The sequence below is a fragment of the Marinobacter sp. M1C genome (assembly GCF_023314135.1).
GTDB lineage: Bacteria > Pseudomonadota > Gammaproteobacteria > Pseudomonadales > Oleiphilaceae > Marinobacter.
The window spans coordinates 3,667,502-3,691,518 of sequence record NZ_CP092289.1; the positions used below are offsets into that span (position 1 = coordinate 3,667,502).

16 protein-coding genes and 6 pseudogenes are annotated in these 24,017 nt (G+C 52.6%); 11 read left to right on the forward strand and 11 right to left on the reverse strand.

Going from position 1 to position 24,017, the window contains the following annotated elements; all coding sequences use genetic code 11:
• Positions 1 to 41: 41 nt before the first annotated feature.
• From MIH19_RS17305 to MIH19_RS17325, 5 genes are all read right to left on the reverse strand, one after another.
• Positions 42 to 1,316: a TRAP transporter large permease gene (locus MIH19_RS17305; protein WP_249006044.1), complete on the reverse strand. Its 1,275-nt coding sequence runs from the start codon at positions 1,314 to 1,316 to the stop codon at positions 42 to 44.
• Between the two features lie 579 nt (positions 1,317 to 1,895).
• Complete coding sequence (locus MIH19_RS17310; protein ID WP_249006045.1) at positions 1,896 to 2,921, reverse strand: DctP family TRAP transporter solute-binding subunit; 1,026 nt, start codon at positions 2,919 to 2,921, stop codon at positions 1,896 to 1,898.
• A 41-nt stretch (positions 2,922 to 2,962) separates the two neighbouring features.
• Positions 2,963 to 3,919, reverse strand: coding sequence for a C-terminal binding protein (locus MIH19_RS17315; protein WP_249006046.1), 957 nt, complete (start codon positions 3,917 to 3,919; stop codon positions 2,963 to 2,965).
• 101 nt (positions 3,920 to 4,020) lie between these two features.
• Positions 4,021 to 4,776, reverse strand: a complete 756-nt coding sequence (locus MIH19_RS17320) for a fumarylacetoacetate hydrolase family protein (RefSeq protein ID WP_249006047.1) — start codon at positions 4,774 to 4,776, stop codon at positions 4,021 to 4,023.
• Positions 4,777 to 4,779: 3 nt separating this feature from the next.
• Positions 4,780 to 5,502, reverse strand: coding sequence for a FadR/GntR family transcriptional regulator (locus MIH19_RS17325; protein ID WP_249006048.1), 723 nt, complete (start codon positions 5,500 to 5,502; stop codon positions 4,780 to 4,782).
• Between the two features lie 167 nt (positions 5,503 to 5,669).
• Between MIH19_RS17325 and MIH19_RS17330 the strand changes: the two genes are divergently transcribed.
• The gene (locus MIH19_RS17330; protein ID WP_249009081.1) at positions 5,670 to 5,825 is read left to right on the forward strand and encodes a hypothetical protein; all 156 of its coding nucleotides are present in this window, start codon (positions 5,670 to 5,672) and stop codon (positions 5,823 to 5,825) included.
• A 39-nt stretch (positions 5,826 to 5,864) separates the two neighbouring features.
• Here the strand turns inward: MIH19_RS17330 and MIH19_RS17335 are convergent, their stop codons facing one another.
• Positions 5,865 to 6,812, reverse strand: a complete 948-nt coding sequence (locus MIH19_RS17335) for an IS1595 family transposase (protein ID WP_249009043.1) — start codon at positions 6,810 to 6,812, stop codon at positions 5,865 to 5,867.
• Positions 6,813 to 7,041: 229 nt separating this feature from the next.
• On the opposite strand from MIH19_RS17335, the gene MIH19_RS17340 reads away from it, so the two are divergent.
• Positions 7,042 to 7,605: a transposase family protein gene (locus MIH19_RS17340; protein ID WP_249006049.1), complete on the forward strand. Its 564-nt coding sequence runs from the start codon at positions 7,042 to 7,044 to the stop codon at positions 7,603 to 7,605.
• Positions 7,606 to 7,652: 47 nt separating this feature from the next.
• On the opposite strand, the pseudogene MIH19_RS17345 reads toward MIH19_RS17340, so the two are convergent.
• A pseudogene (locus MIH19_RS17345) lies at positions 7,653 to 8,063 on the reverse strand (integrase core domain-containing protein); the annotation flags it as partial.
• 780 nt (positions 8,064 to 8,843) lie between these two features.
• Here MIH19_RS17345 and MIH19_RS17350 point away from each other — a divergent pair.
• The 8 genes and pseudogenes from MIH19_RS17350 to MIH19_RS17385 form a co-directional block, all read left to right on the forward strand.
• Entirely contained in the window at positions 8,844 to 9,782 is a 939-nt protein-coding gene (locus tag MIH19_RS17350) for a LysR family transcriptional regulator (protein ID WP_249006050.1), read from the forward strand.
• A gap of 872 nt (positions 9,783 to 10,654) precedes the next feature.
• Positions 10,655 to 11,665: a PDR/VanB family oxidoreductase gene (locus tag MIH19_RS17355; protein WP_249006051.1), complete on the forward strand. Its 1,011-nt coding sequence runs from the start codon at positions 10,655 to 10,657 to the stop codon at positions 11,663 to 11,665.
• Between the two features lie 71 nt (positions 11,666 to 11,736).
• Positions 11,737 to 12,852 (forward strand): aromatic ring-hydroxylating dioxygenase subunit alpha, encoded by a 1,116-nt coding sequence (locus MIH19_RS17360; RefSeq protein WP_249006052.1) that lies wholly within the window; start codon positions 11,737 to 11,739, stop codon positions 12,850 to 12,852.
• A 54-nt stretch (positions 12,853 to 12,906) separates the two neighbouring features.
• Positions 12,907 to 14,094 (forward strand): CoA transferase, encoded by a 1,188-nt coding sequence (locus tag MIH19_RS17365; protein WP_249006053.1) that lies wholly within the window; start codon positions 12,907 to 12,909, stop codon positions 14,092 to 14,094.
• A 506-nt stretch (positions 14,095 to 14,600) separates the two neighbouring features.
• Positions 14,601 to 16,118 (forward strand): hypothetical protein, encoded by a 1,518-nt coding sequence (locus tag MIH19_RS17370; RefSeq protein WP_249006054.1) that lies wholly within the window; start codon positions 14,601 to 14,603, stop codon positions 16,116 to 16,118.
• Positions 16,115 to 16,828, forward strand: a complete 714-nt coding sequence (locus MIH19_RS17375; protein WP_249006055.1) for an enoyl-CoA hydratase/isomerase family protein — start codon at positions 16,115 to 16,117, stop codon at positions 16,826 to 16,828. Before MIH19_RS17370 ends, MIH19_RS17375 begins: the two co-directional genes overlap by 4 nt.
• 93 nt (positions 16,829 to 16,921) lie before the next feature.
• Positions 16,922 to 17,671 (forward strand): annotated as a pseudogene (locus tag MIH19_RS17380) (IS5 family transposase).
• A 320-nt stretch (positions 17,672 to 17,991) separates the two neighbouring features.
• Positions 17,992 to 18,541: pseudogene (locus MIH19_RS17385) on the forward strand (transposase); the annotation flags it as partial.
• Here the strand turns inward: MIH19_RS17385 and MIH19_RS17390 are convergent.
• From MIH19_RS17390 to MIH19_RS17405, 4 genes and pseudogenes are all read right to left on the reverse strand, one after another.
• Positions 18,536 to 18,796 (reverse strand): annotated as a pseudogene (locus MIH19_RS17390) (winged helix-turn-helix transcriptional regulator); the annotation flags it as partial. The pseudogenes MIH19_RS17385 and MIH19_RS17390 sit on opposite strands and share 6 nt — an antisense overlap.
• Positions 18,797 to 18,847: 51 nt before the next feature.
• Positions 18,848 to 19,447 (reverse strand): annotated as a pseudogene (locus MIH19_RS17395) (transposase); the annotation flags it as partial.
• A 123-nt stretch (positions 19,448 to 19,570) separates the two neighbouring features.
• Positions 19,571 to 21,409: a tyrosine-type recombinase/integrase gene (locus MIH19_RS17400; RefSeq protein WP_249006056.1), complete on the reverse strand. Its 1,839-nt coding sequence runs from the start codon at positions 21,407 to 21,409 to the stop codon at positions 19,571 to 19,573.
• Complete coding sequence (locus MIH19_RS17405; RefSeq protein ID WP_249006057.1) at positions 21,406 to 22,635, reverse strand: tyrosine-type recombinase/integrase; 1,230 nt, start codon at positions 22,633 to 22,635, stop codon at positions 21,406 to 21,408. Before MIH19_RS17405 ends, MIH19_RS17400 begins: the two co-directional genes overlap by 4 nt.
• 776 nt (positions 22,636 to 23,411) lie before the next feature.
• On the opposite strand from MIH19_RS17405, the pseudogene MIH19_RS17410 reads away from it, so the two are divergent.
• Positions 23,412 to 24,008 (forward strand): annotated as a pseudogene (locus MIH19_RS17410) (transposase); the annotation flags it as partial.
• Between the last annotated feature and the right edge of the window lie 9 nt (positions 24,009 to 24,017).

Below are 24,017 nucleotides of genomic sequence, written 5' to 3' on the forward strand. Positions count from 1 at the left end.
GCGCAGCGTCGTGGTTCGTCAGTGGCCATGTTCGGCGCGTTTCAGAACATTAATCCCGGAAGCCAGGTCGAAAGCATCGGCACGAATGCCAGCAGCATCAAACAAACGATCAATGTCACCAGGAATGGGAAGACCATGCGCGACAGTTCGCCGATCGAGACGCCAGAGATACTGCAAGTGGCAAACAGCGTGATGCCAACCGGCGGTGTCGCCATGCCGATGGCCAGTGCCACGACGGTAATGACACCGAAGTGCACCATGTCGATGCCCAACTGATGAGCGATAGGCGTGAATATTGGCACCACCAGCAGAATGATCGCGCCGGTTTCCATGAAGGTGCCGAGTATCAGATATATCAGAATAATCAGCATCAGGACCAGGTAAAGATTGGTCGAAAGCCCGAGAATGGTATCAGAAACCATCTGTGGCACCTGCTCTATCGTCATGATCCAGCCGAACGGGCTCGCAACGGCGATGAGCAAAATGATCATTGCCGAGTTCAATGCCGCTTTGTAGAAGATGGGGAAGACATCCTTCCAGCCCAGTTCCCGGTAGATGAAGGCGCTGACGATCAGCCCGTAAATAACCGCGATACCAGCCGACTCGGTTGGCGTGAATGCACCGGTCATGATGCCGCCGAGTATGATGACAGGCATCAGGATGCCCCAGAAGGAGTCTATGAGCTTCTTCCAGCGCTGTTTCCAGTTCTGCCTCGCCTCTGCCGGGTAGCCGAGGCGGTGCGAACGCGCGATGCTGACCACGATCAGCGCACCAGCCAGCAGCGCTCCCGGAATGATACCGGCAATGAACAGCTTGCCGATGGACACATCGGCGACAATGCCGAACAGGATGAAGGTAATGCTGGGAGGAATGACGACGCCTAGGCACGAAGCCGAGGCGACGACAGAAGAAGCGAAGGACTTCGAGTAACCACGCTTCACCATTTCAGGAATGGTCAACTCCCCCACGGCCGCCGCGGTACCGGGCGCAGAACCCGAAATCGAAGCGAAAAATGTACAGGCCATTACCGAAACGGCCGCCAGACCGCCTTTGAAATGACCCACTAGGGCGCTAGCAAGCTCGATGATTCTCCTCGAGATGCCGCCACGCTCCATGATGGAGCCCGCCATCATGAACAGCGGGATTGCAAGCAAGGGAAAGGAGTTGATGCCGGCAACCATGCGCTGTGGCAACATTTCGACGGGCATCATGCCACTGGCGATCAGGCTGGCCAGGGCAGCAAGCCCCATCGTGAAACCAATGGGCACGTTAATGATGAACCCTGCCACCAAAACGATTAGAAGAACGGCCAGCATATCATGCCCCTTTACGGATCAAACGTAGTCTGTTGTTGGAGTTGAATATTTCGATCATGCAGTAAAGAAATATCAGTGCACCCATGATGGGTACTGAGGCATATATCCAACTCATGGGTATTCCTAACGCGGGAGATGTTTGAAACCGTGTTGCTATGGCCACCTTGTATCCATAAAAGATTAGATACCCCGAGAATGACATAATGCAGAGATTTCCAACTATCTCGATCATGACCCGTAGCTTCTCGTTAAAGAAGTTGACGATGATATCGATGCCAATGTGTATCTTATCTCGGACGCCCATCGCAATGGATAGAAAACTGCACCAGATAAAGATGAAGCGAATGGCTTCCTCGCTCCAGGAGCTTGACTGATTGAACCCGTATCGCATCACTACCTGGTAAAATGTCAATGCTGCAATGGAAATCATCATTGCAACGATGCATGTTTTGAGAAACAGGTCGAGATAGCGAACTGGGCTCTTATTTTTTTTTTGATCCACCATTTCATCCTCGAAATAACGATGTTGGAAAGGAATGCTGGGGCGCTATGGCATGGTGTAGCGCCCCAGCATGAACGTTACTCCGTTTTCAAGATAGTTGAGATGAGTTCCTTTCCTCGTTCCGCATCTCCACTGCCAAGCACTTCATAGTAATTGGGGTAGATCTTCTCCAGGGCCGTCTCGATAAAGGCATCCTTCTCCACTTTATTGATCTCCATTCCCTCGCCCTCGAGAGCCTTGCGCATCTCAGTTTCGTAATCGGCCAGTGCCTCGCGCTGGATGGTGGCCGCCTCCAGTGCCGCCTTAGAAATGATCCCCTGATTCTTTTCATCTAGGGTGTTCCACCAAACCGCACTAGCAATGTACTGGCGAGGATAATAGAAGTGCCCGCTCAAGGAGAGGTAATGCTGTACCTCGTAGAAGCGCTGGCTTTTGATCAGGTTCATCGGGTTCTCTTGACCATCAACCACACCTTGCTGCAAGCCTGTATAGAGTTCGCCGAAGGACATCGGTACGGCAGAGGCTCCAAACGCATTCAAAGCGTCAATCATGACTTTACTTTCCATCACACGTATCTTGAGACCTTGCAGATCATCCATGGTGCGAATGGGACGCTTGTCATTGGTGAAGTGCCTGAACCCCCCATCGTTATAAGCTAAGTGTTTAATGCCCACATCCAGGTACTTTTCTTGTATCTGACTCCCAATTTCACCGTCCAAGACTTTGTGAGCATGGTTGAGGTCCCGGAATAGAAAGGGAAGATCCCACAGCATTGCTTCGGGTACGAACCCACCCATGGGCCCGTTTTCGACATCTCCCATCTCGATCATGCCCAGCTGAATCCCTTCCACGATTGCACGTGCGTCTCCAAGTTGACCTGCCGGATATATCTCGACATTGATCTCACCATTGGATCGATCTTCCACCATTTTCTTGAAGGCGTTGACCCCAATATTCTGTGGGTCTTCAGGGTTCGTGTTGCTGTTGTGCGCGAGTTTTATATCCACGGTTGCTTGGGCAATCATGCTGACAGACAGCGCAGCCACGAAAGTGCCGGAAACAATGGTGCGCAGGAGAGAGGTTCGTGTTGATGCTTTAGTCATTTTGTTTTCCTAATGAAATATTTTTGTTTTTTGACTATGGGTCAATTTACCGGGTGGGCTGGCGTGCCGCTGTGTAGAGTTCTCGCGATTTCCAGTGAGGCTTTTCTTCTCAGCTCCAACACGGAATCCTGAGATAGGAAAGCGGTATGGGGGGTGATTACGACATTATCCAGTTTGGATAGCTCTGGCGCTCCATCCGGAGGCTCCCGCTCGAGAACATCCATGGCGGCGCCGGCGATGCGATTTTCTATCAATGCGTTATGCAGGTCATCTTCCTCTATAAGTCCTCCTCTTGATGTGTTGATGATAAGTGCACTCTTCTTCATCCTGCCTAACGCAGACTTATCAATTATATGAGTGGTCTTCTCGTTCAGGGGAAGGTGAAGTGATAAAAAATCGACCTCCCCTAGGAATTCATTGAGGTCATCGATCTTGCGTATATTCTGTTGGGACAGCGTCTCGGCTGAGCTGTAGGGGTCATGGCCCACCACATTCAAACCAAAGGCCATGGCGCGTTTCGCGACTTGCTGGCCGATCGCGCCACAACCAAGCAAGCCGAACGTCTTACCTCTCAGTCGTGGAGCGTTTTTGCCATCATTTGCATTCCATGTTCCATTCTTGACTTGATTGTTCAGGTGACAGATTTTCCTGGCCAGAGCTAGAAAAATACCAAAAGTATGATCCGCGACTTCGTCCTGGCAATAGTCGGGAACATTGGCTACGATAATGCCTTTCCTGGATGCCGCTTCCATGTCGATGTTGTTGTATCCAATGCCCGCTTTGACAATGACCTTGCAGCGGTTCAGGTTTTCGATAACGTCTGCACCTATTTGCGCGTATATCACAAGAAGCGCATCCGCCTCCTTGCCGAGTTCCGAGAGCGTTGCGGCGTCATGAGAAGGGCTTAATTCGAAGTCGATACCATTTTCCTTGAACACACTCTGCTCGAGTGATGTGTCAGGAAAAATGGTATCCGTCATCAATACTGATGCATTCATGATTTTGTCTCTTGTTGTTGATATCTTTTTGGGCACAGAAAGATTATGCATCGATTTCCGGGAAGCAATACTTTGCGCGTTTGTTTATAACGGTGATGGTATTATTCGATGGTCAACGTATTAGTCAGAGTGCCAATTCCATCAATGGTGACTGACATCTCATCTCCTGATTTGACTGGCCCGACACCATGGGGAGTTCCAGTGAGAATGACGTCCCCAGGCATCAGCGTCATGTACTGAGAGATGTAACTAACTACCTCATTGACTTTGAAGATGAACATTTTGATGTTCGAGCTTTGTTTGACTTCACCGTTGACGGTAAGTTGTATCTTGGCATCGTCCTGATTTATCTCCCTGACGATACCAGGGCCCAGTGGGCAGAAAGTGTCAAAGGACTTTCCGCGAGTCCATTGCTGGTCGCTGAACTGAATGTCCCTTGCCGTGAAATCATTCGCACAGGTGAAGCCAAAAATCACATTGGCCGCGTCTTCAACAGAGACGTTTTTTGCCTGCTTGCCAATGACGATTGCCAGCTCCCCCTCATAGTCGAGGCGACCCACGTTGCCGGGAGCTTTGATCTCGTTCTGATGCGCTATGACGGTTGTCGGTGGCTTCAAAAACAGCAATGGTGCCTTGGGAAGCTCTAGGTCCATCTCCTTGGCATGATCCAGGTAGTTTAGGCCTACGCAAACCACCTTGGACGGCTCGCAAGGCGCGAGTAGTTTGACGGCGGACGCAGAGATCGTTTCATCGCTTGGTTCGATGCTGTCGAACATGTTGCCTTCGAGCCTGGTAATGACCCCTTTGGCTAAATGGCCATAGTGTGTCTGGTTATTATAGATATATCGCACGTACATGAATCACAGTCCTCCTATTATTGTTTCTTTCTTGATCAGGTGATTGAGCCTTTTCTGGACATCCATCAAGTGCATCTGCATCTCCTTTTCTGCCTGCTCTGCATTTTTATTCTTTAATGCCTCCAGAATTTTCCCATGAAATTTTATGGACTCTTTCATGACTGGGTTGTCTTCCTTTACACTCTTCTGAGCCCTGAATACCAAGGTGATGATGGCGTTGTAGAGGCTCGCCAGTACCTCGCTTTTCGACGCCTTGGCGATCTGTTGGTGGAAGGCGATATCAGCGAGAACAAAGTCGTCACTGTTACCTTCACGCTCAGCCTTGATCATCGACTCAAGTTGCAACGACATGATGCTGATATTCTGCGTTTCGATACGACTCGCCGCTAGGCGAACCATGGTGCGTTCAAGAAACATCCTCGCTTCCATCACATCCTCGTAGCTGTAGTCGTTCAGCAGAATTTTTAGTGCCAGTGTCTCTTCTAGAATGGAGGCGAAGTTGGTGGTGATAACGGTTCCGGCATTGGTCCTACTTATCAGCCCTTGCAAGGAAAGAATCTTGAGGCCTTCTCGAACCGAGGCCCGACTGACGCAAAATTGCTCGCACAGTTCACGCTCGCTGGAAATGCGATCGCCTTCCTTGAGGTCACCACTAACGATCATGGACTTGATCTTGGCAACTACCTCGTCACTCAGACTCTTCTTCTCCAGCGGCTCAATTTTCATGTGGTTGTTGATCTCGGCTCATGCTTTTCATGGTTCTATAATCTGATGGTCAGACCACGCGATAGTTTAAATAACTTAGTCCCTCATACAAACTGGGTCAAGTTTTTTTCGGGCGGCGTAGGGCGAGAATCGCATGTCCGCATTCACCCACCCCGGTAAGCCTCATAATGGAAGCAGTGGAGGTGTTCATAACCGAGAAGACAAGACGTTGGTATTTCGACAAACTAAAGGCCGAGGCGGTAAACATGGTTTGGGCCGAGGGCTATGCCATCGCGGAGGCTGCCAGGTGGCTAGATATCGATCGCAGCCTGCTGGATCGCTGAGGGTCACCGCCGTCCATAGTCCTGCAAGAACCGACCTGATTACCCATAAACCTCAGCCAGTTTCAAAAGCCTTATTGGCATAGGCGGTGTTCTAACGGCAATGAAACAAAATCGCGGCAACATCCTGTCCAGCTCAAAACGCCGGTTGAAGCGATAACAGAACTCCGCCAGGTAGCGCGGCAGGTGTCTGTGATTAATTGCAGGGTAAGCCCCTCTCAGGCTGTTCTTCACATGCCCGATCATCGTGTTGACCCAGGTAAATTCTACCAATGAGACACAGGCTGGCCCACCACCCGTTACAATGCTTGTATGCTGGCACCCCGCTTTTTTAACAGCAGAAAAACATGCCAACCCATCGGATACGACTTGGCACCCTGGCTCAAGATGCTGTTTGGCCCACCGCTCAATCTCTTTCGAACGAAAGCCTTTAACAACATTCATAGTCATGTGGATCGGATGCCCGTCTTCATTAACGGAAACCGCGACGACAAAGGGCGTCTTATTGGGCGATCCTCGGCCTGATTTTCCGCCATGGCGCTCACCGCCCCAATAAACATCATCCAGTTGAATCACACCGGATAGCACCTTGCTGTCGTCACGTTCTTTCATGACCTGCATGATTTTGTGCTTGAGGCTCCAGGCGGCGTTGTAAGAAACACCGAGCTGCCGGTGTAATGACAGCGCTGAGAGCCCCGTTTTTGCCTGCGTCAGCAGGTATATCGCCAAGAACCAGGTTGCCAGAGGCAATTTGGTCGCCTCAAAAATGGTGCCGCTCATCAGCGAGTGTTGATGGTGGCAATGATTGCACTGGTAGAGAGCACGAGTCTTTAGAGTGCAATGACTTTTCCCCCCGCATTGAGGGCAGGCATAGCCTTGAGGCCAGCGTAATTGAAACAGGGTGTTACAGCACTGCTCTTCGGTACCGTAATCCCTCATGAGTTCTATTAAGCTGTAGCCTTTTTGAAATTGAATTTTGTTTTTCATAATGCAACCCTCGCTCATTCCTGCTACTCGTAAGTATAGGCACGAAGTGTTGGCTGAGCTTGAGGGGTAATCAGGAAAATCCAAGTCCACGAACTCAGTTAAAGCGTAGGTAAGGCCCGGTGCGCAAGTCTATGACGAGCAGTTTAGACAGGTTTTACTCTACATCTGGTACACGGCTAATCAGGTTTGTTCGAAGCGACTTGTGCCTTTTCTACCGGACCTTGTCGCTGCCATGGAACGCCACGGCCACCTTCGCATCAACGCAGATATTAGACACAAGTTGGAAAAAATCAGTGCCGCAACAGTGGATCGGCTTCTTCAACCCGAGCGGCGTCAGATTAAAGGCGGCATCAGCCGCACGAAGCCGGGCTCATTGCTGAAGAATCAAATTCAGGTTCGCACATTTGCTGACTGGGACGATGTTACCCCAAGTTTTTTCGAAATAGACCTAGTTGCCCATTGTGGCGGAGATCCTAACGGCGCATTTTTGAACACTCTGGTCATGATTGATGTATCGACAGGCTGGCTTGAGTGCATGCCTTTACTGAAAAAGAGTGCGGCCGATGTGATTAACGGTATAAGCGTCGCTATCAAACTGATGCCTTTCGAGCTAAAAGGCCTCGATACTGATAGTGGTAGCGAGTTCATCAACCTTGAAATGCTCGACTTCTGTGAAGCTCACAGAATCACTTTTACGCGTGCTCGTGCCTACAAAAAGAACGACCAGGCCTACGTAGAAGAAAAGAATGGATCAGTTGTTCGTCGGCTCGTCGGCTCGTCGGCTCGTCGGTTATGACCGTTTCCAAGCGGTGATTTGCAACCCAGTTGTCCAAATAGCTGCACTTAAGCAGCCTGTTTATTGCGCTCAATTTCCTGCAATTTTCCAGGGTTGAGGGATACGGCTCCGGCGACTGTCCAGTTTCGAATGTCACCAGACCAACGCCTGGGATTCAGACTCTTTGCTCGTTCATACACCGCTTCACGTTTGGCTAGCAACTCTGCATCAACACCTTGGTGTCGTTGTGCGGGCGTCACGAAGTTGATGCCGCTGTGCAAGTGCTCCTCGTTGTAGGCCTGCTCGAACAACAGCATCCATTCACGCACCGTTGTTAGTGATCTAAAGCCTTTGGCAGGCCACTTCGGGCAGTACTTCAGCGTTTTGAACAACGACTCTGAGTACGGGTTATCGTTGCTCACTCTGGGTCGGCTGTGAGACATCAACATACCCAATTCCACCAGCCTCGCAGGTATGGATTGATAAAGTCAGCAATGTCCATTATCGACAGATCTGTTCGCCGCCCTATCTTACACGCTCGCACCTTCTGAATAATCGCCTTAAGTGAGGGACGACTGATGCCCGGACAAAATCCCAGAAAAAGCTCTCCGGTTTTGTCTTTGACCATTCGTTTCATAAAGGTATAGCCCAAAAATTCAAAGGATGTGTGTTCGTGGTTTCCTGTTCTACGGTGATCCTTACAGTAAACAATCTTCGTTTTCTCTGGATGCAGCTCAAGCCCACATTCACCGAACCTTTCACGTAGCCTACGTAGCAGGAAGTGAGCCTGCTTTTCAGTACTACAATGAGGCAGCCCATCATCTGCGTACCGACACCACTCAATGGTTGGAAAGTGCTGGCTCAGCCAGCAGTCGAACGTATAGTGCAAGAAGAGATTCGCCAGCACAGGGCTGATCACACCACCCTGTGGCGTCCCTTTCGTGCGCTCAATCGCCCGCCCCTCCGGACTCATTAAAGGTGCCGTTAGCCAGCGTCGAATGTACAGTAATCGGTTTTGTCTGCTTACTTGATAACACGCCGACTTATCTCAAGGACGTTCTGGACTTCGCTCAGTTGGGTGCAGTTGTCTATCGCATGAGTGATACTGAGCCCCGCATCTGGGTAAGATGCGGATTACGTTGTTAGAATGCATCAATAAAATTTAAATATCGGCTGCTTGAGTCTCGCGGAGGTCTTTTTTGGATTGAAAATGACTAAGTACAGCGACCGACCGACAATTTAAGCTTAAAGGGCTCATAATGAATCTACGACAACTGGAGACTTTTTACTGGGCTGCCAGGCTTGGCAGTTTTAGTGCCGCGGCAGAACGCCTCCACGCGACGCAGTCCACGGTTTCGATGCGTATTCGCGAACTTGAGCATACCATGGGTATGGTTTTGTTCGATCGGTCGAAACGGCGAATACAGCTCACTGCAAAGGGCCGTGAGCTCGTCGATTACGCTAACCGTATTCTCGATCTCGAAGCGGATATCAAATATCGCATCTCCTCATCCGATACATTGACTGGGAGTCTTAGGCTGGGGGTTGCAGAGATGATTTCGATTACGTGGCTGCCGACACTGGTCAAATCAGTCTCCAAGCGATACCCGAAAGTCCGTCTCGAAATCGATGAGGGATTGACGGGGGATCTCTTGCAGGGGTTGTCCGATGGCCATCTGGATCTGCTGCTTGTTCCGGGCAATTCATCTGGGATGAACGTCCGCACCTACAGTCTAGGTCATGTCAGTTTCGCGTGGTTCGCAAGTCCTACTCTAGGCTTGGGCACGTCGCGGCATACGCCGCAGTCGTTGTCTGAATGGCCGGTGATTGGGCTCAAGAGCGCCTCCTTCCATCACGCAGGTATCGAACATTGGTTCCGCCATGCCAATGTGCGCTGTCGTTATTTCGCCCGCTGCAAGAGTTTGGGTGTGGTCGCCTCTATGGCCTCTGCCGGGTTGGGCATCGCCTATCTGCCCATACATTATCATAGCGGAAAACTCCCCCACGTTGAGCTTGAGAAGTTGCAAACGACGGACCCCCTCCCCCCCGTCGAGTTTGTGGCCGCGCTCTCGGTCGACGAACCCCATGGTTTGGCCAATCTTATAGCTGAGCTTGCTGTCAGCGCCAGTGATTTTTACCGAACAGGTTGTTTGTCGGCCGACTATGCTGAGGTTGGTAATGACCAGGGTGCATCCTGAAAGATCTGGACATGACTTGTCTCATAAACGATCTGGTCTTTTGTGCTCGGAGCCATGTCAAGGCGGGTTTTGGCGTGAACGGGAATGCCCAAGGTTGCCATTAATTCCTGGACCAGTGGATCGTCGATGACATTGTATCGTCCGCACATGCGTCATCTTCTATATCTGCCCCGTTCTGACTGATCCTAAAGGTATTCATCTGCTGCCGTGTTTCGATCAACTCGGCCGACTGAGGTATGGTTAATACATTGGTGGTGACTTATGAATCGTAAGCGCCAATAATTCGATCTACTTACCTTCAGTCGAACCGTGACACTTTTTGGAAGCCCCTTCCAGGTCCACATCTCATCGCAACGATGCTTCCAGATTTTCCAGTGTGCCTGCCTTAGCAATGGGCTCCAGCGCATACTGCATATAAGCCGAGGGTTCCAAACGCACACCTTGCCATAGCCGGAGTAGCCATCGGCTTGCAGGATATCGTTAAAGCCGTCGAGCGGGCGCATCGGCACTGTTTCCTCCCGACGGGAAGGTGGTTCAATCTAGACGATGAAAAGTGCCAGACAAGCCCATGACGACCAGTTGTCAGTTGTTACCAGGTCTGCGCGAAAAATCCCACAGTAGCTCTTAGCGATTAAGTGCGGCTTTACGGCAGTGATTTCGACCGAGCGGATTGTGCACACGCTGGCGATGCCGCTGGGAGTAGGCCCCTTGAGACACATCAAAAAACCTGATGCATTAAGGTAAAAATTTATCGTTTGTATTTGTATATTTGACAACCCATTGTAAATGACATCGATCAAGCCAAAGCAAATGACACTAGTTTACAGGCACTAGCAGCGACAAAGCCCGAATGTGAGTAGGAGAAAACTTATATGGTCGCCATGCCCAACAAAAACAATCGAAATGTTCTGAATAAGAAAAAACTCAACGTCCGGGTTCAATCAATTTCCTATTTGGCTGAGGACATTCTTGCATTTGAATTCGTAGATCCAGCGGGCATGGAACTCGCGCCATTCGCCGCGGGAGGTCACATTGATGTGCATCTCGCGAACGGATTGATCCGCCAGTATTCGCTGTGTAACGACCCCGCAGAAGCGCATCATTATGTCGTTGCCGTGCTGCGCGAGCCTAACAGCCGTGGCGGTTCGGCGGCCATGCATCAAGAAGTCTTTGTGGGCAACGAGCTCACCATTTCGCAACCGCGTAATCATTTTGCGCTGTCTAAGCACGCCGGCCGGCATGTTCTTTTGGCCGGAGGGATCGGTGTCACGCCAATTATGGCGATGGTAGCCGAGCTCAGTCGCCGAGGCGAACCATTCCATCTCTATTACTGCACGCGCTCGCCCGAGCGCACGGCGTTTATGCCGGAAATTAACACGCTGGCCGAAAAAGGTTTAGCTACGCTTATCCACGACCGAGGTAATCCGAGTGCAGGTCTCGATTTCGGCAGGGTGCTGGCAGATTATACGATCGGCGATCATCTCTATTATTGTGGTCCGGGCGGTTTTCTTGCCGCCGTTGAGGCAGCCTCTCCGCACTGGCCTACCGAGGCTAAACACTGCGAACGCTTCGCTGCAGCAGACGGTGTCGACGCACGCGCAGACACGGATGATCAGGTCGGATTCGACGTCCAGCTATCCCGTAGCGGTAAGACTTTCCGCGTCGAACCTGGGCAAACCATTGTTGATGTTCTTCGCGAGCACGGCATTGACGTGGATACCTCCTGTAGGGAGGGATACTGCGGTACCTGTCTGACGCGATATTTAGCTGGCCGGCCTGCCCATCATGACACCGTTCTTGACGAAGAAGACCGTGAGGTATACGTGATGATTTGCTGCGCACGAGCGGAGTCTGAGGGTGAATGCTTGGTTCTTGATATCTGATCGGCTGGAGATGCTAGTCGGCATCTCCTTGATGTTTGGTGTTTATAACAAAAAATGATGAGGAGAAAGTCATGGCTGAGTTTAAGTATGTTAAAAACTGCTGGTACCCAATGGGGTTATCGACAGAATTCACGCCGGGTGAACTGCAAAGTCACACGGTAGTCGCCAAGCCTTTCGTAATGTGGCGCTCCAAGGAAAATGGTAAAGTTGTAGGGTTCGACGATCGCTGTTGCCACAAACGCTTCCCGTTGTCTGAAAGTGATCTGCTCGAGGACGGTACACTGCGCTGTGCATATCATGGTCTAACCTATGATACCAGTGGCCAGTGCGTAGCCATTCCTGCCCAGCCTGATAAACCAATTCCCAAACAGGCCCGACTGCGCGCGGCACCTGTTCGCGAACAAGACGGTGTGGTCTGGCTATGGCCCGGAGACCCTGAAGTCGCTGAATCGATCAATCCACCGCCTACCCCAGAGCTCAGTTCGAAGGAGACAGTGACTGTCGGAGTGCCCATGCCACTGAGAGTGCCTGCCAATTACCTTCTTTTAATTGAGAACCTGCTGGATATTACCCACTTTTTCCCCCTTCACGATGGGAATATTGGGGATGAAGAAAATAGCAGGATTCCCGTTGAGTATGAGGAAGGCGAAGAAAACGGTTGTCAGTATATTAAGACTATTCGCCATACCAAGCTCCATCGACAGCCGTCGTTCTTCAAGGAATGGTTCCACTATGATGAGGTGGAACGACTGCATACTCACTGCATGGTTACTCCAGGCTTGACCCGTGTAGAGCTGCGCGTAGCTCCACCTGGGGAACTCAACACTGAGGCTGAGCGCGGCTACACCTTACTGCATCTGCACCTGCCGGTGGACGAACGCAACCTCGTTTGGCGATGGTTGGTGTCCTGTAATAAGGATCACACACCATTATCAGATCCCTCGATTTCTACTGTTGAAAAGATAGCGGAGATGTTTCCAGAGGTAGTTGCCCAAGACGAATGGGCGCTGGAAAAACAGCAAAAAATGCACGAGTTCCCCGACGACGGATATTCTGAGCTGTTTCTCAAAACCGACATGGCCGTTCGTCGAGCCCGCCAGATCCTGATGGATATGCAGCGTAAAGAGCGCGCAGAGACTGTGGGTCATCAGGCCCCACAGCCTACGGAGAAAACTGCATCATTGTAATCCAACTAGGGCGGCGTTCACGCCGTCCTATGACTATGATAAAGGATAATCACGATGATTGATGATTTGCTTCTCGACGGGGTTCGCGTGCTAGAGTTCGGCCAAATCGCAGCAGGGCCGTTTGCCGGTTCGTTGCTAGGCGATCTCGGCGCGGACGTAGTAAAAGTAGAGCGCCCTGGCTCAGGCGACGGCATGCGCGGTTGGCCACCTTTGACGGCCAACGACGACGGTGAACTCTACAGCGAAAACTTTGCTTCTCTTAACCGCAACAAACGTAGCGTTGTCTTTGATTTGAAATCCGAAGACGACCGGCCCAACCTTATGTCTTTATGTCGCGAGGCCGACGTTATCGTGGAAAACTTTCGCCCAGGCGTAATGAATCGGCTCGGCCTTGGCTATGCACAGTTGTCCGCCGAGCATCCGGGCCTTATCTATTGCTCGATTAGTGGTTACGGCCAGACTGGGCCATATGCGAACTATGGTGCCTTTGACGTTGTAGTACAAGCCATGAGCGGGCTTATGAGTGTTACCGGCGAAGATGGGTCAGGGCCAGTAAAATGCGGCGTCCCTGTAGGTGATTTCTCCGCCGGACTTTATTCAGCCTACGCGGTCGCTGCGGCGCTTTACAAACGCAACCGCACTGGTCGCGGCCGGCACATCGACTGTTCGATGCTCGGTAGCATGATAGGTGTCGCGGCGCTACAAACCAGCGAATATTTCGGCACCGGCCAGTCGGGCCAACGTCTTGGTTCGGCTCATCCGCGAAACGCGCCGTACCAGGCGTTTCGTGCGAAGGACGACTACTTCGTTATCGCCGCGGGCAACGACAAGCTCTGGCGTGCGGTCTGCGAAGCCGTCGGGCAGCCGGAACTCGCCGAACATCCTGATTTCACCGACCAACTGCGTCGTGCTAAGAACCAGCAGCGGCTGACGAAGATCTTGGAGGTTTCATTCCTGAAGAATTCTGCGGCTTACTGGCTTGAAGAAATGCGTGCTCGCGGCGTACCGGCTAGCCCGATCAATGACTACGGAGATTTGATCGCCGATCCACACGTTGCACATATGGGCATTGTGCGTGATCTGACACTGCCCAACGGCGTCAAGACTCGCACTACTGGCTTCCCACTGAACATTACTGATTTTGAGTTTTCTATACGCAAACCGCCTCCGCACTTAGGCGAACACACCGCCGAAGTCCTAAGACAATGGGGGGTATCCAAGCCCAAAAATCAAACGAGTTGATTATGTACAGAATTAAACCGACATCTACTCGGAGGTGGTTGGCTATATACAATGTGCAGGGCGCTCGTCAAGAGAATCAGTCACTACTTAGCGTTGTGTTCAGTGTCATTGGTGGACTAAACGTGCCCCTCTTTAAATGGGCTAAAGAAACTGAGTAAGGAAGGGAACTTAAGAGTAAAGATCCGCGAACATTAGGTCCGAACTAGTGAAACTAATAATTAACAACTAATCACTAAGAAGCCGGCAGCCGGATAGCAGAACGCTGGCATTGAGAGGTCTCATGACACAACTTGCCTTTTTATCCGCGCGATCCGCGCGCGTTGCACACGCCACTCCACTGGCTGAGCGTGAAGTTGCTCAGCCTACCCGATGTATTGACACCGCTTATTTAGGAGGTTGATATGTTTACACTTTACTGGATTGCAGTTGGTGTTTTCTGGATTGTAGGGCTTGTCGTTTGGAATCATTTCTATCCTAAAAAAAAATAAAAAAAGAGGGGGAATACCATGAAATTTGACTCACCTGTTTTTTTGGTAATGATCGCTGTTTTGCTCATCGCTTATCTACTGTTCATTATATGGGTCGGCAAGATCGGCTCAAAACACAGTCGTTCCATGGCTGGATTTTCCATCGCGCGTGGCGCGGTTAGCCCATGGGTTGTCGGCGTGAGTTTCGCTGCGACGTATGCCAGCGCTAACTTGTTTATGGGTGTGCCCGGCTGGGCGTATACTTACGGCGCACCTGTATTGTGGTGGTCGTTGGGTTCTTTTGGCCTGACATGGCTGGGCTTGTTGCTGTTCGCCCGAACATTTTGGCGCCAAGCCCAGCTCCAAGGCGGCGCGCTGACACTGCCGCATTGGCTGAGAAACCGCTACAACAGCCGTACACTGCAGGTCGTCGTTGGTTTTCTAGCGCTGTTCAATATCTATTACATCATCGGGCAGAACGTCGGCTTGGCGACCTTGTTCGAAACAGTTTTGGGTGTGCCCTATGTCTGGGGCGTAACGTTGGGAGTAACTATAACCGTCGCCTATCTGAGCGTGGGCGGTGCCTACGCTCAGTACATCAGCGACGGGATTCAGGGCATCTTGATGTCGTTTATCTCGGTGCTGCTATTCATCTCGTTGGCATGGTCAATCGGTGGGGGGTGGGGGTTCCTTGGCGAGCTCAACGCCCAGATGGAGCAGATTGACCCTGGTCTAATCGCAGCGACAGCAAAAAGCGGCCCATTTTATAGTGGTCTGGCGATTCTGAGTATCGGATGGTTACTCTTCAGTTTCGGGCTACTGCCACACTTGATGAACAAAGTGCTCTCGCTCGAAAAGGAATCTGACTTGCGAGCGTTCACCCTGTCCTCCGGGATTACACTATTTCTGCTTGCCTCCTTTTCGGCGTTCGCTGGCATGGCTGCTCGCGTGTTGGTGCCGGATCTGGACTCCGCGGACAGTGCTATCCCAGCATATATTATGCATACTTTCCCACCGGTGGTAGTCGCGTTGCTCATTACTGGGCTACTAGCCGCTATCTTGTCGACCACCAACAGTCTTTATATGGGCATAAGTACAATTATCGGCAACGATTTATATAAGCCCATTATCGCGCCGCTGATCCACCGTGACGGTCAAACGACGGAGCAGGCCGACAGGCACTCCCTCCTTGTTTCCAAAGGTGCATTGGTAGTAGTCGGCATTGCGTCACTATTCATGTCACTCAACCGGCCCGACTCTCTGTCCCTACTCACTCAATTCGGTATAGCGGCGATCATCAGCGGTGTCATCGCACCAATTGTCCTAGGTTACCTCTGGAAACCTGCCAATCGGGCAGGGGCAATAGCAGCAACGCTTTTTGGCTCGGGCTGTTATATCGGCCTCTCGCTAACTGGGATCCAGAGTAACGTGTTTCTCGCACTCGGCATCAGTTCGATTGTCGGGTTCGTGATGATGATTGCGGTCAGCCTGTCCACAGCCCGCGCAGGCGACAGCTGGCCGGAATACGACAATGAAGCTAGCGAGGCGAACTTATGAGCGGCGAACTTATCATCAACAATGAAGGTAACTGCGTCACCCTTGAGTTACATCGCCCAGACAAGCGTAACGCACTGTCGGCTGCTTTGATCGAGGAGTTAATCGTAGCCGTCGACAAAGCCGAAGCTAGTGGCGCGGAGATGCTCGTTCTCCGCGGCTCTGGCAAGAATTTCAGCGCGGGGTTTGATTTCACAGGTTGGCGCGAACATAGCGAGGGGGATCTTGTACTGAGGTTTATTCGTATCGAGATACTGTTACAAAAACTTGCGAGTTTGTCAGCTACAACTGTTGCAATGGCCCACGGGCGAAATTTCGGTGCGGGGGTGGACTTGTTTGCAGCTTGCGATCACCGTATCGCTACATCCGATGCAAGTTTTTGTATGCCCGGGCTGAAATTTGGCTTGGTTCTAGGCACTCGGCGTTTCGCAGCCCTGGTGGGGGTCGGCGCTGCACGCTCAATTTTGGCGGAGTCCCGCACTTTCGATTCCGCCGAGGCAATGTCTGTTGGCTTCTTGACCATGTGCGCAGAAATATCGACTTGGTCACATGCCGTCGAAGAGACGATAGCTACGCCCTCGGGCGGACAGCCCCTACTTGAAACGGCATTACAAATTGGCCAGTCGGATACAGACTTGGCCGAACTCGTGCGATCTGCCGCGAGCCCGGGACTAAAAGGTCGTATTGAGGCGTACTTAAAGAAAGTGTCTTGATTAGGGGCTGTTGACGTTTGGGCGCAAGTGATTGAATAAAAGGAGCAAGCTCGTAATATTCAGGTTCCGACACCAAAACAAAACGAGCTTGCTATGCCCCGACGTATGCTCACTGATGAGCACGGGTCGAAGCTAAAAGGAATGATGCTTCAAGAAAATATTTATAACAAGCGCGACTTGCGGATGACGGTCGAAGGCATGTTTTACCGACTACGAGTGGGCTGTCCATGGCGGGACTTGCCCCCATGCTTCGGCCGGTGGAACTCGATTTACAAGACGTTCAATGAGTGGTCAAAAAAGGGTAAATGGTTGGCACTGTTCAAAAAGCTTGTCAGTGAGCCGGATACTGAGTGGGAATTTATTGATGGCAGTTACGTCAAAGCCCACCAGCACAGCGCCGGCGCAAGAGGTGTTGAGCCACAAGCCATGGGTAAAAGTCGTGCGGGCAATACCACAAAAATTCATTTGGCCGTCGATAGTGACGGCTTACCGATTGAGTGTTCAGTGACCGGCGGCGAGATTCATGACAGCACAGCGGCCAGCGAATTAATTGAGCCATTGCCGCCCGCCACAGCAGTGATCGCGGATAAAGGCTATGACAGTAGCAAAATTCGCGAACAGATTAACAGCAAGGGTGCCAACGCCGTGATTCCAAGAAAGTCGAATTCCGTCATAGGCAATGCGGACATGGATTGGCCGCTGTATCGCCACCGTCATTGAGTGGAAAACGCCTTTGCGCGCCTGAAGCATTTTCGCGGTCTGGTGACACGCTATGACACATTGAAACGCAACAATCAAAGCGTCGTGGCCATGGCGTGTGGGTTTTTATGGCTGCCGATGTAATGAAACGTCAACAGCCCCTAGAGTTTTGAATATAGTCAAATCGCTGGGGAAGTGTTGTGTTATGACATGATGTGCCGCAATCGACTGCAAGGGAAGCAGATCAGCGGTAGTTTCCTCAGTTATGCATTATTTAGAATTGCATTCTGCTTAAAAGGAGTTGACTTTAACTGCACGAAAGGAATTCGGGGGTAATAAAGGTGACGCCATTATGCCTCCGTAAGCCTGACTTTTCAGCTGGTAAGATTGCCGTCATTGTAGTGGTTCAATGATTCCGGACACCAACGTAGGTGGTCATATTGCCACCATAAACGAGGTATCTGATGACCAGAAAGCGACGTTCTTTTTCCCCTGAATTCAAACAAGAAGCAGCCAGCTTAGTACTGGATCAAGGTTACACTATCCCCAGGCGAGCGTGTCTTTGGGAATCAGTGAAAGCGCTATCCGGCGCTGGGTTAATCAATTGGCCGAGGGGCGTGACGGCGTCACCCCGGAGAGCAAAGCCTTAACCCCGGAGCAACGCCGCATTCAAGAAACTGGAAGCTCGCTGTAAGCGGCTTGAACAGGAGAAAGACATACCAAAAAAGGTTACAGCTCTCTTGATGTCGAACGAGATGAATCGTACGCGCTGATAGACCGGTTGAGTGAACAAATGCCTATTGAGATCGTCTGTAATGCGTTTGATATCAGTCGTTCCAGTTACTACGAATACCGTCAACGGCGGAACCGCGTGGATGTTAAGCGTCTGGCCCTGAAGGCCCAGGTGAGCCGCCTGTTTACTAAGAGCCGAGTTCTGCCGGCAGCCGAACAATTAAAGGTTTGCTCAGCGAAGAAGATGTTGTCGTTGGTCGTTTCAAGGTCCGACGTCTGATGCCAGTCCGGTATGCCCCGGACCTGAGCCGGCAAGTCTGGAGGGGGCGGGAACAACAGCTGCTCCAGCTGAGTCTCACCCAGACCCTCCGGCAATGGCCAGTTCAAACCGGCTTCGGCCAAACGCCGAAGATACTCGCTTATCGTAGGGCGGCTGACGCCGCAGGCCGCTGCAATCTGCCGATTACTCAGCCCTCGCTCCCATTTGAGACGAAGGACTTCTTTGATCTTACGCATGGATAACCTCTTCGCAGGCATCTGGTCTTCTCCGGATGAAAAGTAAGCGCCCTTAAATCGGCCCACTTGCCCTCAGTCGATCTGCGGCACTTTTTTTGAAGTTCGCTCCAGGTCGACGTTCCACGGCAGAAGTGCCTCCAGCTTTTCCAGCGTGTCAGCGTCAGCAACGCGCTCCAGAACATGCTGGATATAAACAGATGGTTCCAGTTTGTTCGCTTTCGCGGTCTCGACCAAGGAATAGCAGGTTGCACTGGCACGGGCGCCCTGTGAGGTATCTGCAAAAAGCCAGGCTTTTCGGCCCAGAGCGAACGGACGGATGGCGTTTTCGGCCAGCACGTTGCTGATCTGTAGGTCGCCCCGTTCACAGTAACCCACCAAGGTGGGCCATTGGTTTAACGTATAAGCCATGGCGGTGCGTGTCAGGGTGCCCTTCGCAACCTTGCCTGCGTTGGTCTCCAGCCAGGTCTTCAGTGTTTTTAATGCGGGCACACTCAGTTCCTGACGAATGCGGTAACGCTCGCTTACACTCAATTCTTTGATCTTGCGTTCGATGGCGTAGAGTTTGTTGATGTGGCTTAAAGCCACGTCGGCTTTGGACACGTTCGTGGGCTTGCCTTTGCCCTGAGGCTTGGCCGCCTTGGTGGCCTCCACGAACTTACGCCGGGCGTGGTCCTTATCTGGAGCTCCAGATAAGGCTCATTATCCCGAGTCGATTTTTATCCGGAGTGCAGCCTGAGAAAGCCAGTGTTCATAGGGCCGTGAGGCTTTTCTTCAACAGGATAAAATTACCAACGTCTACAGCGACGCCAAGAAGGCGAGCAAGGCAGCGCTTGGCTGCCACGGCGTTGCATTTGTTGGCTCGATACCAGCGCGTTGCCAGAAGGCTTCGAGTGCTTCTCGTTTCATCTGCAAGTTGGTGGTGAGATAGCGACTGGTGGTGGCGATACTGGCATGACCGAGATAATCGCGGATGACGGTGACGTCGACACCGGACTGCAACAGTGCGACCGCGCAGCTGTGGCGAAGCACATGCGGGGTGATTGTTCGGCGCTGCAATGTGGGGGCTGTCGGGATCGCGGCTATCACATACTTTTGAAGCAGATAGGCTGCGCCGTCGCGCGTCAGTGGCTGGCCCTGTCGATTCAAAAAGACAAATGCCCCTGGTGCGCCATCGCGTACGGTAGGCAGACGCAGCAGCGCCTCAGTCGTATCGCGCCACAGCGGGCAAAGCCGATCTTTTTTGCCCTTGCCGTGGAGGCGCACCTGCCGGGGTGTTGTCAGGTGCAGGTCTGCACAACAAACGCTCAGGGCCTCGCTGATGCGTGCGCCCGTATTGTACAGAAACAGCAACAACCCATAATCCCGTTGACCGAGCACGGTACGGCAGTCAGGCTGGTCAAGGATGGCACGCACCTCGGCCGCTTCCAGGTAGCTTGCCAGAGTTTGCTGACACTTCTTCGCAGGCAAGGCCAGAATTTTTTGATACTGCTCGGCATGTGGAAGGTGAACGCGGATCAGATGCTTGCAGAAACTGCGAATCGCTGCGCGTCGGCAGTTCCGCGTCGTAATCGAGTTGGCACGATCCGATTCCAGCTGGGCCAAAAAGGCGGCCACCGCCTCGACGTGCAGATCGCTCAGTTGCAGGTTGGCGACGGTGCTCTCCCGGGTGTCCGCGAGGTAGATGAAAAGCAACCGTAGAGTATCCCGATACGCGCGCACGGTGTGTGCGCTCGCACCACGCAATCGCTGTAGATAGTCGCGGAAGAAGCTCTCAACATAAGCCAATAGCGGATCTTTGGGCAGCCGGGCATGAACATCAACGCCTTCATGATACCAGGCGGTCAGCCTATGCACGGCGAAGGCACGCCGGAACTCATAGGGGCGTGGTCCTGTCCTGCCTCTGTCAGGCTTGAGCCCTTCCCTCCGCAGCAGCCGACGAATGGCTTCTGACGCGCCCTTCACCGGTAGCGCCTGACCGCTATTGCGTAGCAACAGTGTTCCGGGGTCAGCACTTGCCGTGGCGTCCAGAATGCGCCGGCGTAGCCGCAGACAATCGTCAATCTCGTGAGCCAGATCATCCAGAAACGGTACAATCCGGGATCTTCCTTTGCTCTCCCGGACAAAGAAGCCCTGCTGTTCCAGATCGATATCGGACAGCTGCAATCGGGCCGCTTCTCCAAGTCGCAGGCCGGTACAATACAGTATCAGCAACAACATTCGCAGCATGCCGGCACTGAGGTGGCGGGCATCATGAGCGCTGGCTGCGGTAATGAGATGGACGACCTGCTCATGAGTGAAGATATACGGCAGGAAGGTCGACTCCTTTATCGGTGCCCAGTCCTGTTCTGGTAAAAAGCTGGCCGGATCCCGGCGACGGCGATACAAACAGAGTTGGCGGATCACGCCAAACTCCAGTCCCACGCTGACCGGCTGCCGATGTGGATTACGCGATAACCACTCATGCGGCACAGCGTCAAAAGGCACTTTGGCCTGTAAACCGGCTCGATGCTCGACAGCACGCTGAAAGCTTTTCAGCGTGAGTTCACTGCGTTGATATGAATGCCCCATCGCACGCTTGAAGGCGACAAAATGGACGATGTCTTCGGCGAGTTCACCCGCGCAGATAAGCGTCATCTGGGCACCGGGAGAGGCAGTTGGCGTAAGTGTGCGGTGTCAATGCGCAGGTAGGCGGAAAGCGACGTGAGTGAACGATGACCGAGAATATCGCTGATCACCTTGGGTGAGGTCTCCAGCTCCATTTGCCGACAAGCATGTGTATGGCGTAGCACATGGCTACCCAAGTACGCGGCCGTAACGTCGGCAGTCCGGGCATACCCAACGAGCATATGCCGTATCGCTGAAGACGCACTCAAGGGGTAGTGGGGTGCTCTCATCGACAAGAATAGATGTCGTGTTGGTGTCTGACGGGGCCGCCCACTCTTGAGGTAACTGACCAGTGCGAGGGCCAGTGCCGGCAACAGTGGCAGCACGAAAGCGACGCCGGTCTTTGGTCGTACGACATGCAAGGTGGCAGCTTGCCAATCGATATCGTCGAGCGTCAGACGGATCACCTCGCCAGCCCCCAGGCCGTAACTGCTCATCAACAAGAGGACCGTATAGTCGCGCAACCCGACGGGCGTCTTGCGGTCAATGGCTGCCAGGATGCGGAGGACATCCGCCCACGGCAGCGCCCGCAGTGGCCTCTCGTAGCGGCGTACAACAGGGGTTACGATGAATGATGCAAGATCATTGGACATCTGTTCGGTGGTCAACAGAAAACGCAAGTAGCCTCGCAGGCTACTGCCAATGTCAGCTGTGGTCGTGCGGGCATAGCGCTGACTACACGCCATCAGAAATGCATCGACATCCGTGAGTAAAAGGTCTTGCAACGGCCGATGCTGGGTATCAATAAACGCCAGAAAGGAGCGTATATGAGCCAGCTTCTTCTTGATGGTACTGTCCGGGTTACCGCGATGCTGGCGTAAATGCTCGGCGAAACCCCGTAGCTGGGGCTCGGGTTGAAAAGCACCATCGGTTCTGGCTTGCCACGGAGTACCCTCAACGCCCAGAGCGCTTAATCCAAAGGCCCAGGCTCGCAGTGCAGACTGCGCTCCCTGGCGAGCATTTTCCGCATCGACTCGCCGTTGTTGTGCATACCACTGGGCAAAGACGTCGACACCGACCTGCGTCAGGTGTTCATCAGGACTGAGGGCTTTAGCCATACAATACTGATGAAAACGGCGTATCCAGTAGAGATACTGACCAATCGAAGCCCGCTTGAGGCTGCGATTATCTCGCCATACGTCCTGAACCCTGGCTAATTGGGTCTCGAAATCGGGTACCACCTGCTTGCTGCGCACCGTTCATCTCCAGCAGTTGCCTGAATGCTCCGGCGACAACAATACTGGCAGGCAGTGGGCGGGTCTGCCCCAGAGTTGTGTTGGATGCGCAGTACGTGCTTGCCTCGTGGGGCGAACCCTAGGGGCGCGGGTAACCTTGGCAGATACACAGCAAGGGTGGTGCGCAGCGCCAGCAAAACACCGGCTCTCCGCAGTCTCCCCTGGAATGACGTGAGACTTGGCTGGCCGTCGCGAAACACGACCGGTGCGTCTCGTACCAGATAAGTCCGGAGGCGGATCCATCGAGCGGCACTGGGTAAGGAGACATCATCGGGGCGTAATGTGTTCGCCGCAGCTTCGACACTGCTGGCGTGCTCGGCATGCAGAACAACCCGTTCCAATGCCACAAGCGTGCCGGGCAGACGAGAGGCCAGACAATCTGGCAAAAGGCTGAACGTGCAATGGCCCTCCGGACAGTACCAGCGCGGTATCCGCGTACCAGCAGGCGTTACCCTGCAGTAGGTGCCGTGTCGAGAAAAGGAACAGCCACCTTGCGGATGTAGCGGGCAGCTTGGCAATCTCGCCATGCGCCACCCTTGCGCCAACACATAGGCTTCGTCCGAAAGAGATGTCTCGAATCGAAGTTGCATCTGAGACCTGCACCGTGGAATGTTAACCGGTATTTTATCCTGAGAAAAAAATCATCGCAGCGCCTATAAGTCGGGCGATACCTCCCCACACTCCGGATAAAAATCGACTCGGGATAATGAGCCTTATCTGGAGCTCCAGATAAGGCTCACGCGAGACGTAAGTTCGTGGAAGCTATCAAAGGGTCCAAACCTCAAGGTAAAGGCAAACCCACAAAGGTCTCCAAGGCCGACGTGGCTCTAAGCCACATCAACAAACTCTACGCCATCGAACGCAAGATCAAAGCGTTGAGTGTGGACGAGCGTTACCGCATTCGTCAGGAACTGAGTGTGCCCGCATTAAAAACACTGAAGACCTGGCTGGAGACCAACGCAGGCAAGGTCGCAAAGGGCACTCTGACACGTACCGCGATGGATTATACGTTGAACCAATGGCCCACCTTGGTGGGTTACTGCGAACGGGGCGACCTACAGATCAGCAACGTGCTGGCCGAAAACGCCATTCGTCCGTTCGCTCTGGGCCGAAGATCGTGGCTGTTTGCGGATACCTCGCAGGGCGCCCGCGCCAGTGCAACGTGTTACTCCCTGGTCGAGACCGCTAAAACCAACAGCCTGGAACCCTCGGTTTATATCCAGCATGTTCTGGAGCGCATTGCTGACGCAGACACACTGGAGAAGCTGGAAGCACTGCTATCGTGGAACGTCGACCTGGAACGGGCTTCAAAAAAAGTGTCACAGATCGGCTGAGGACAAGTG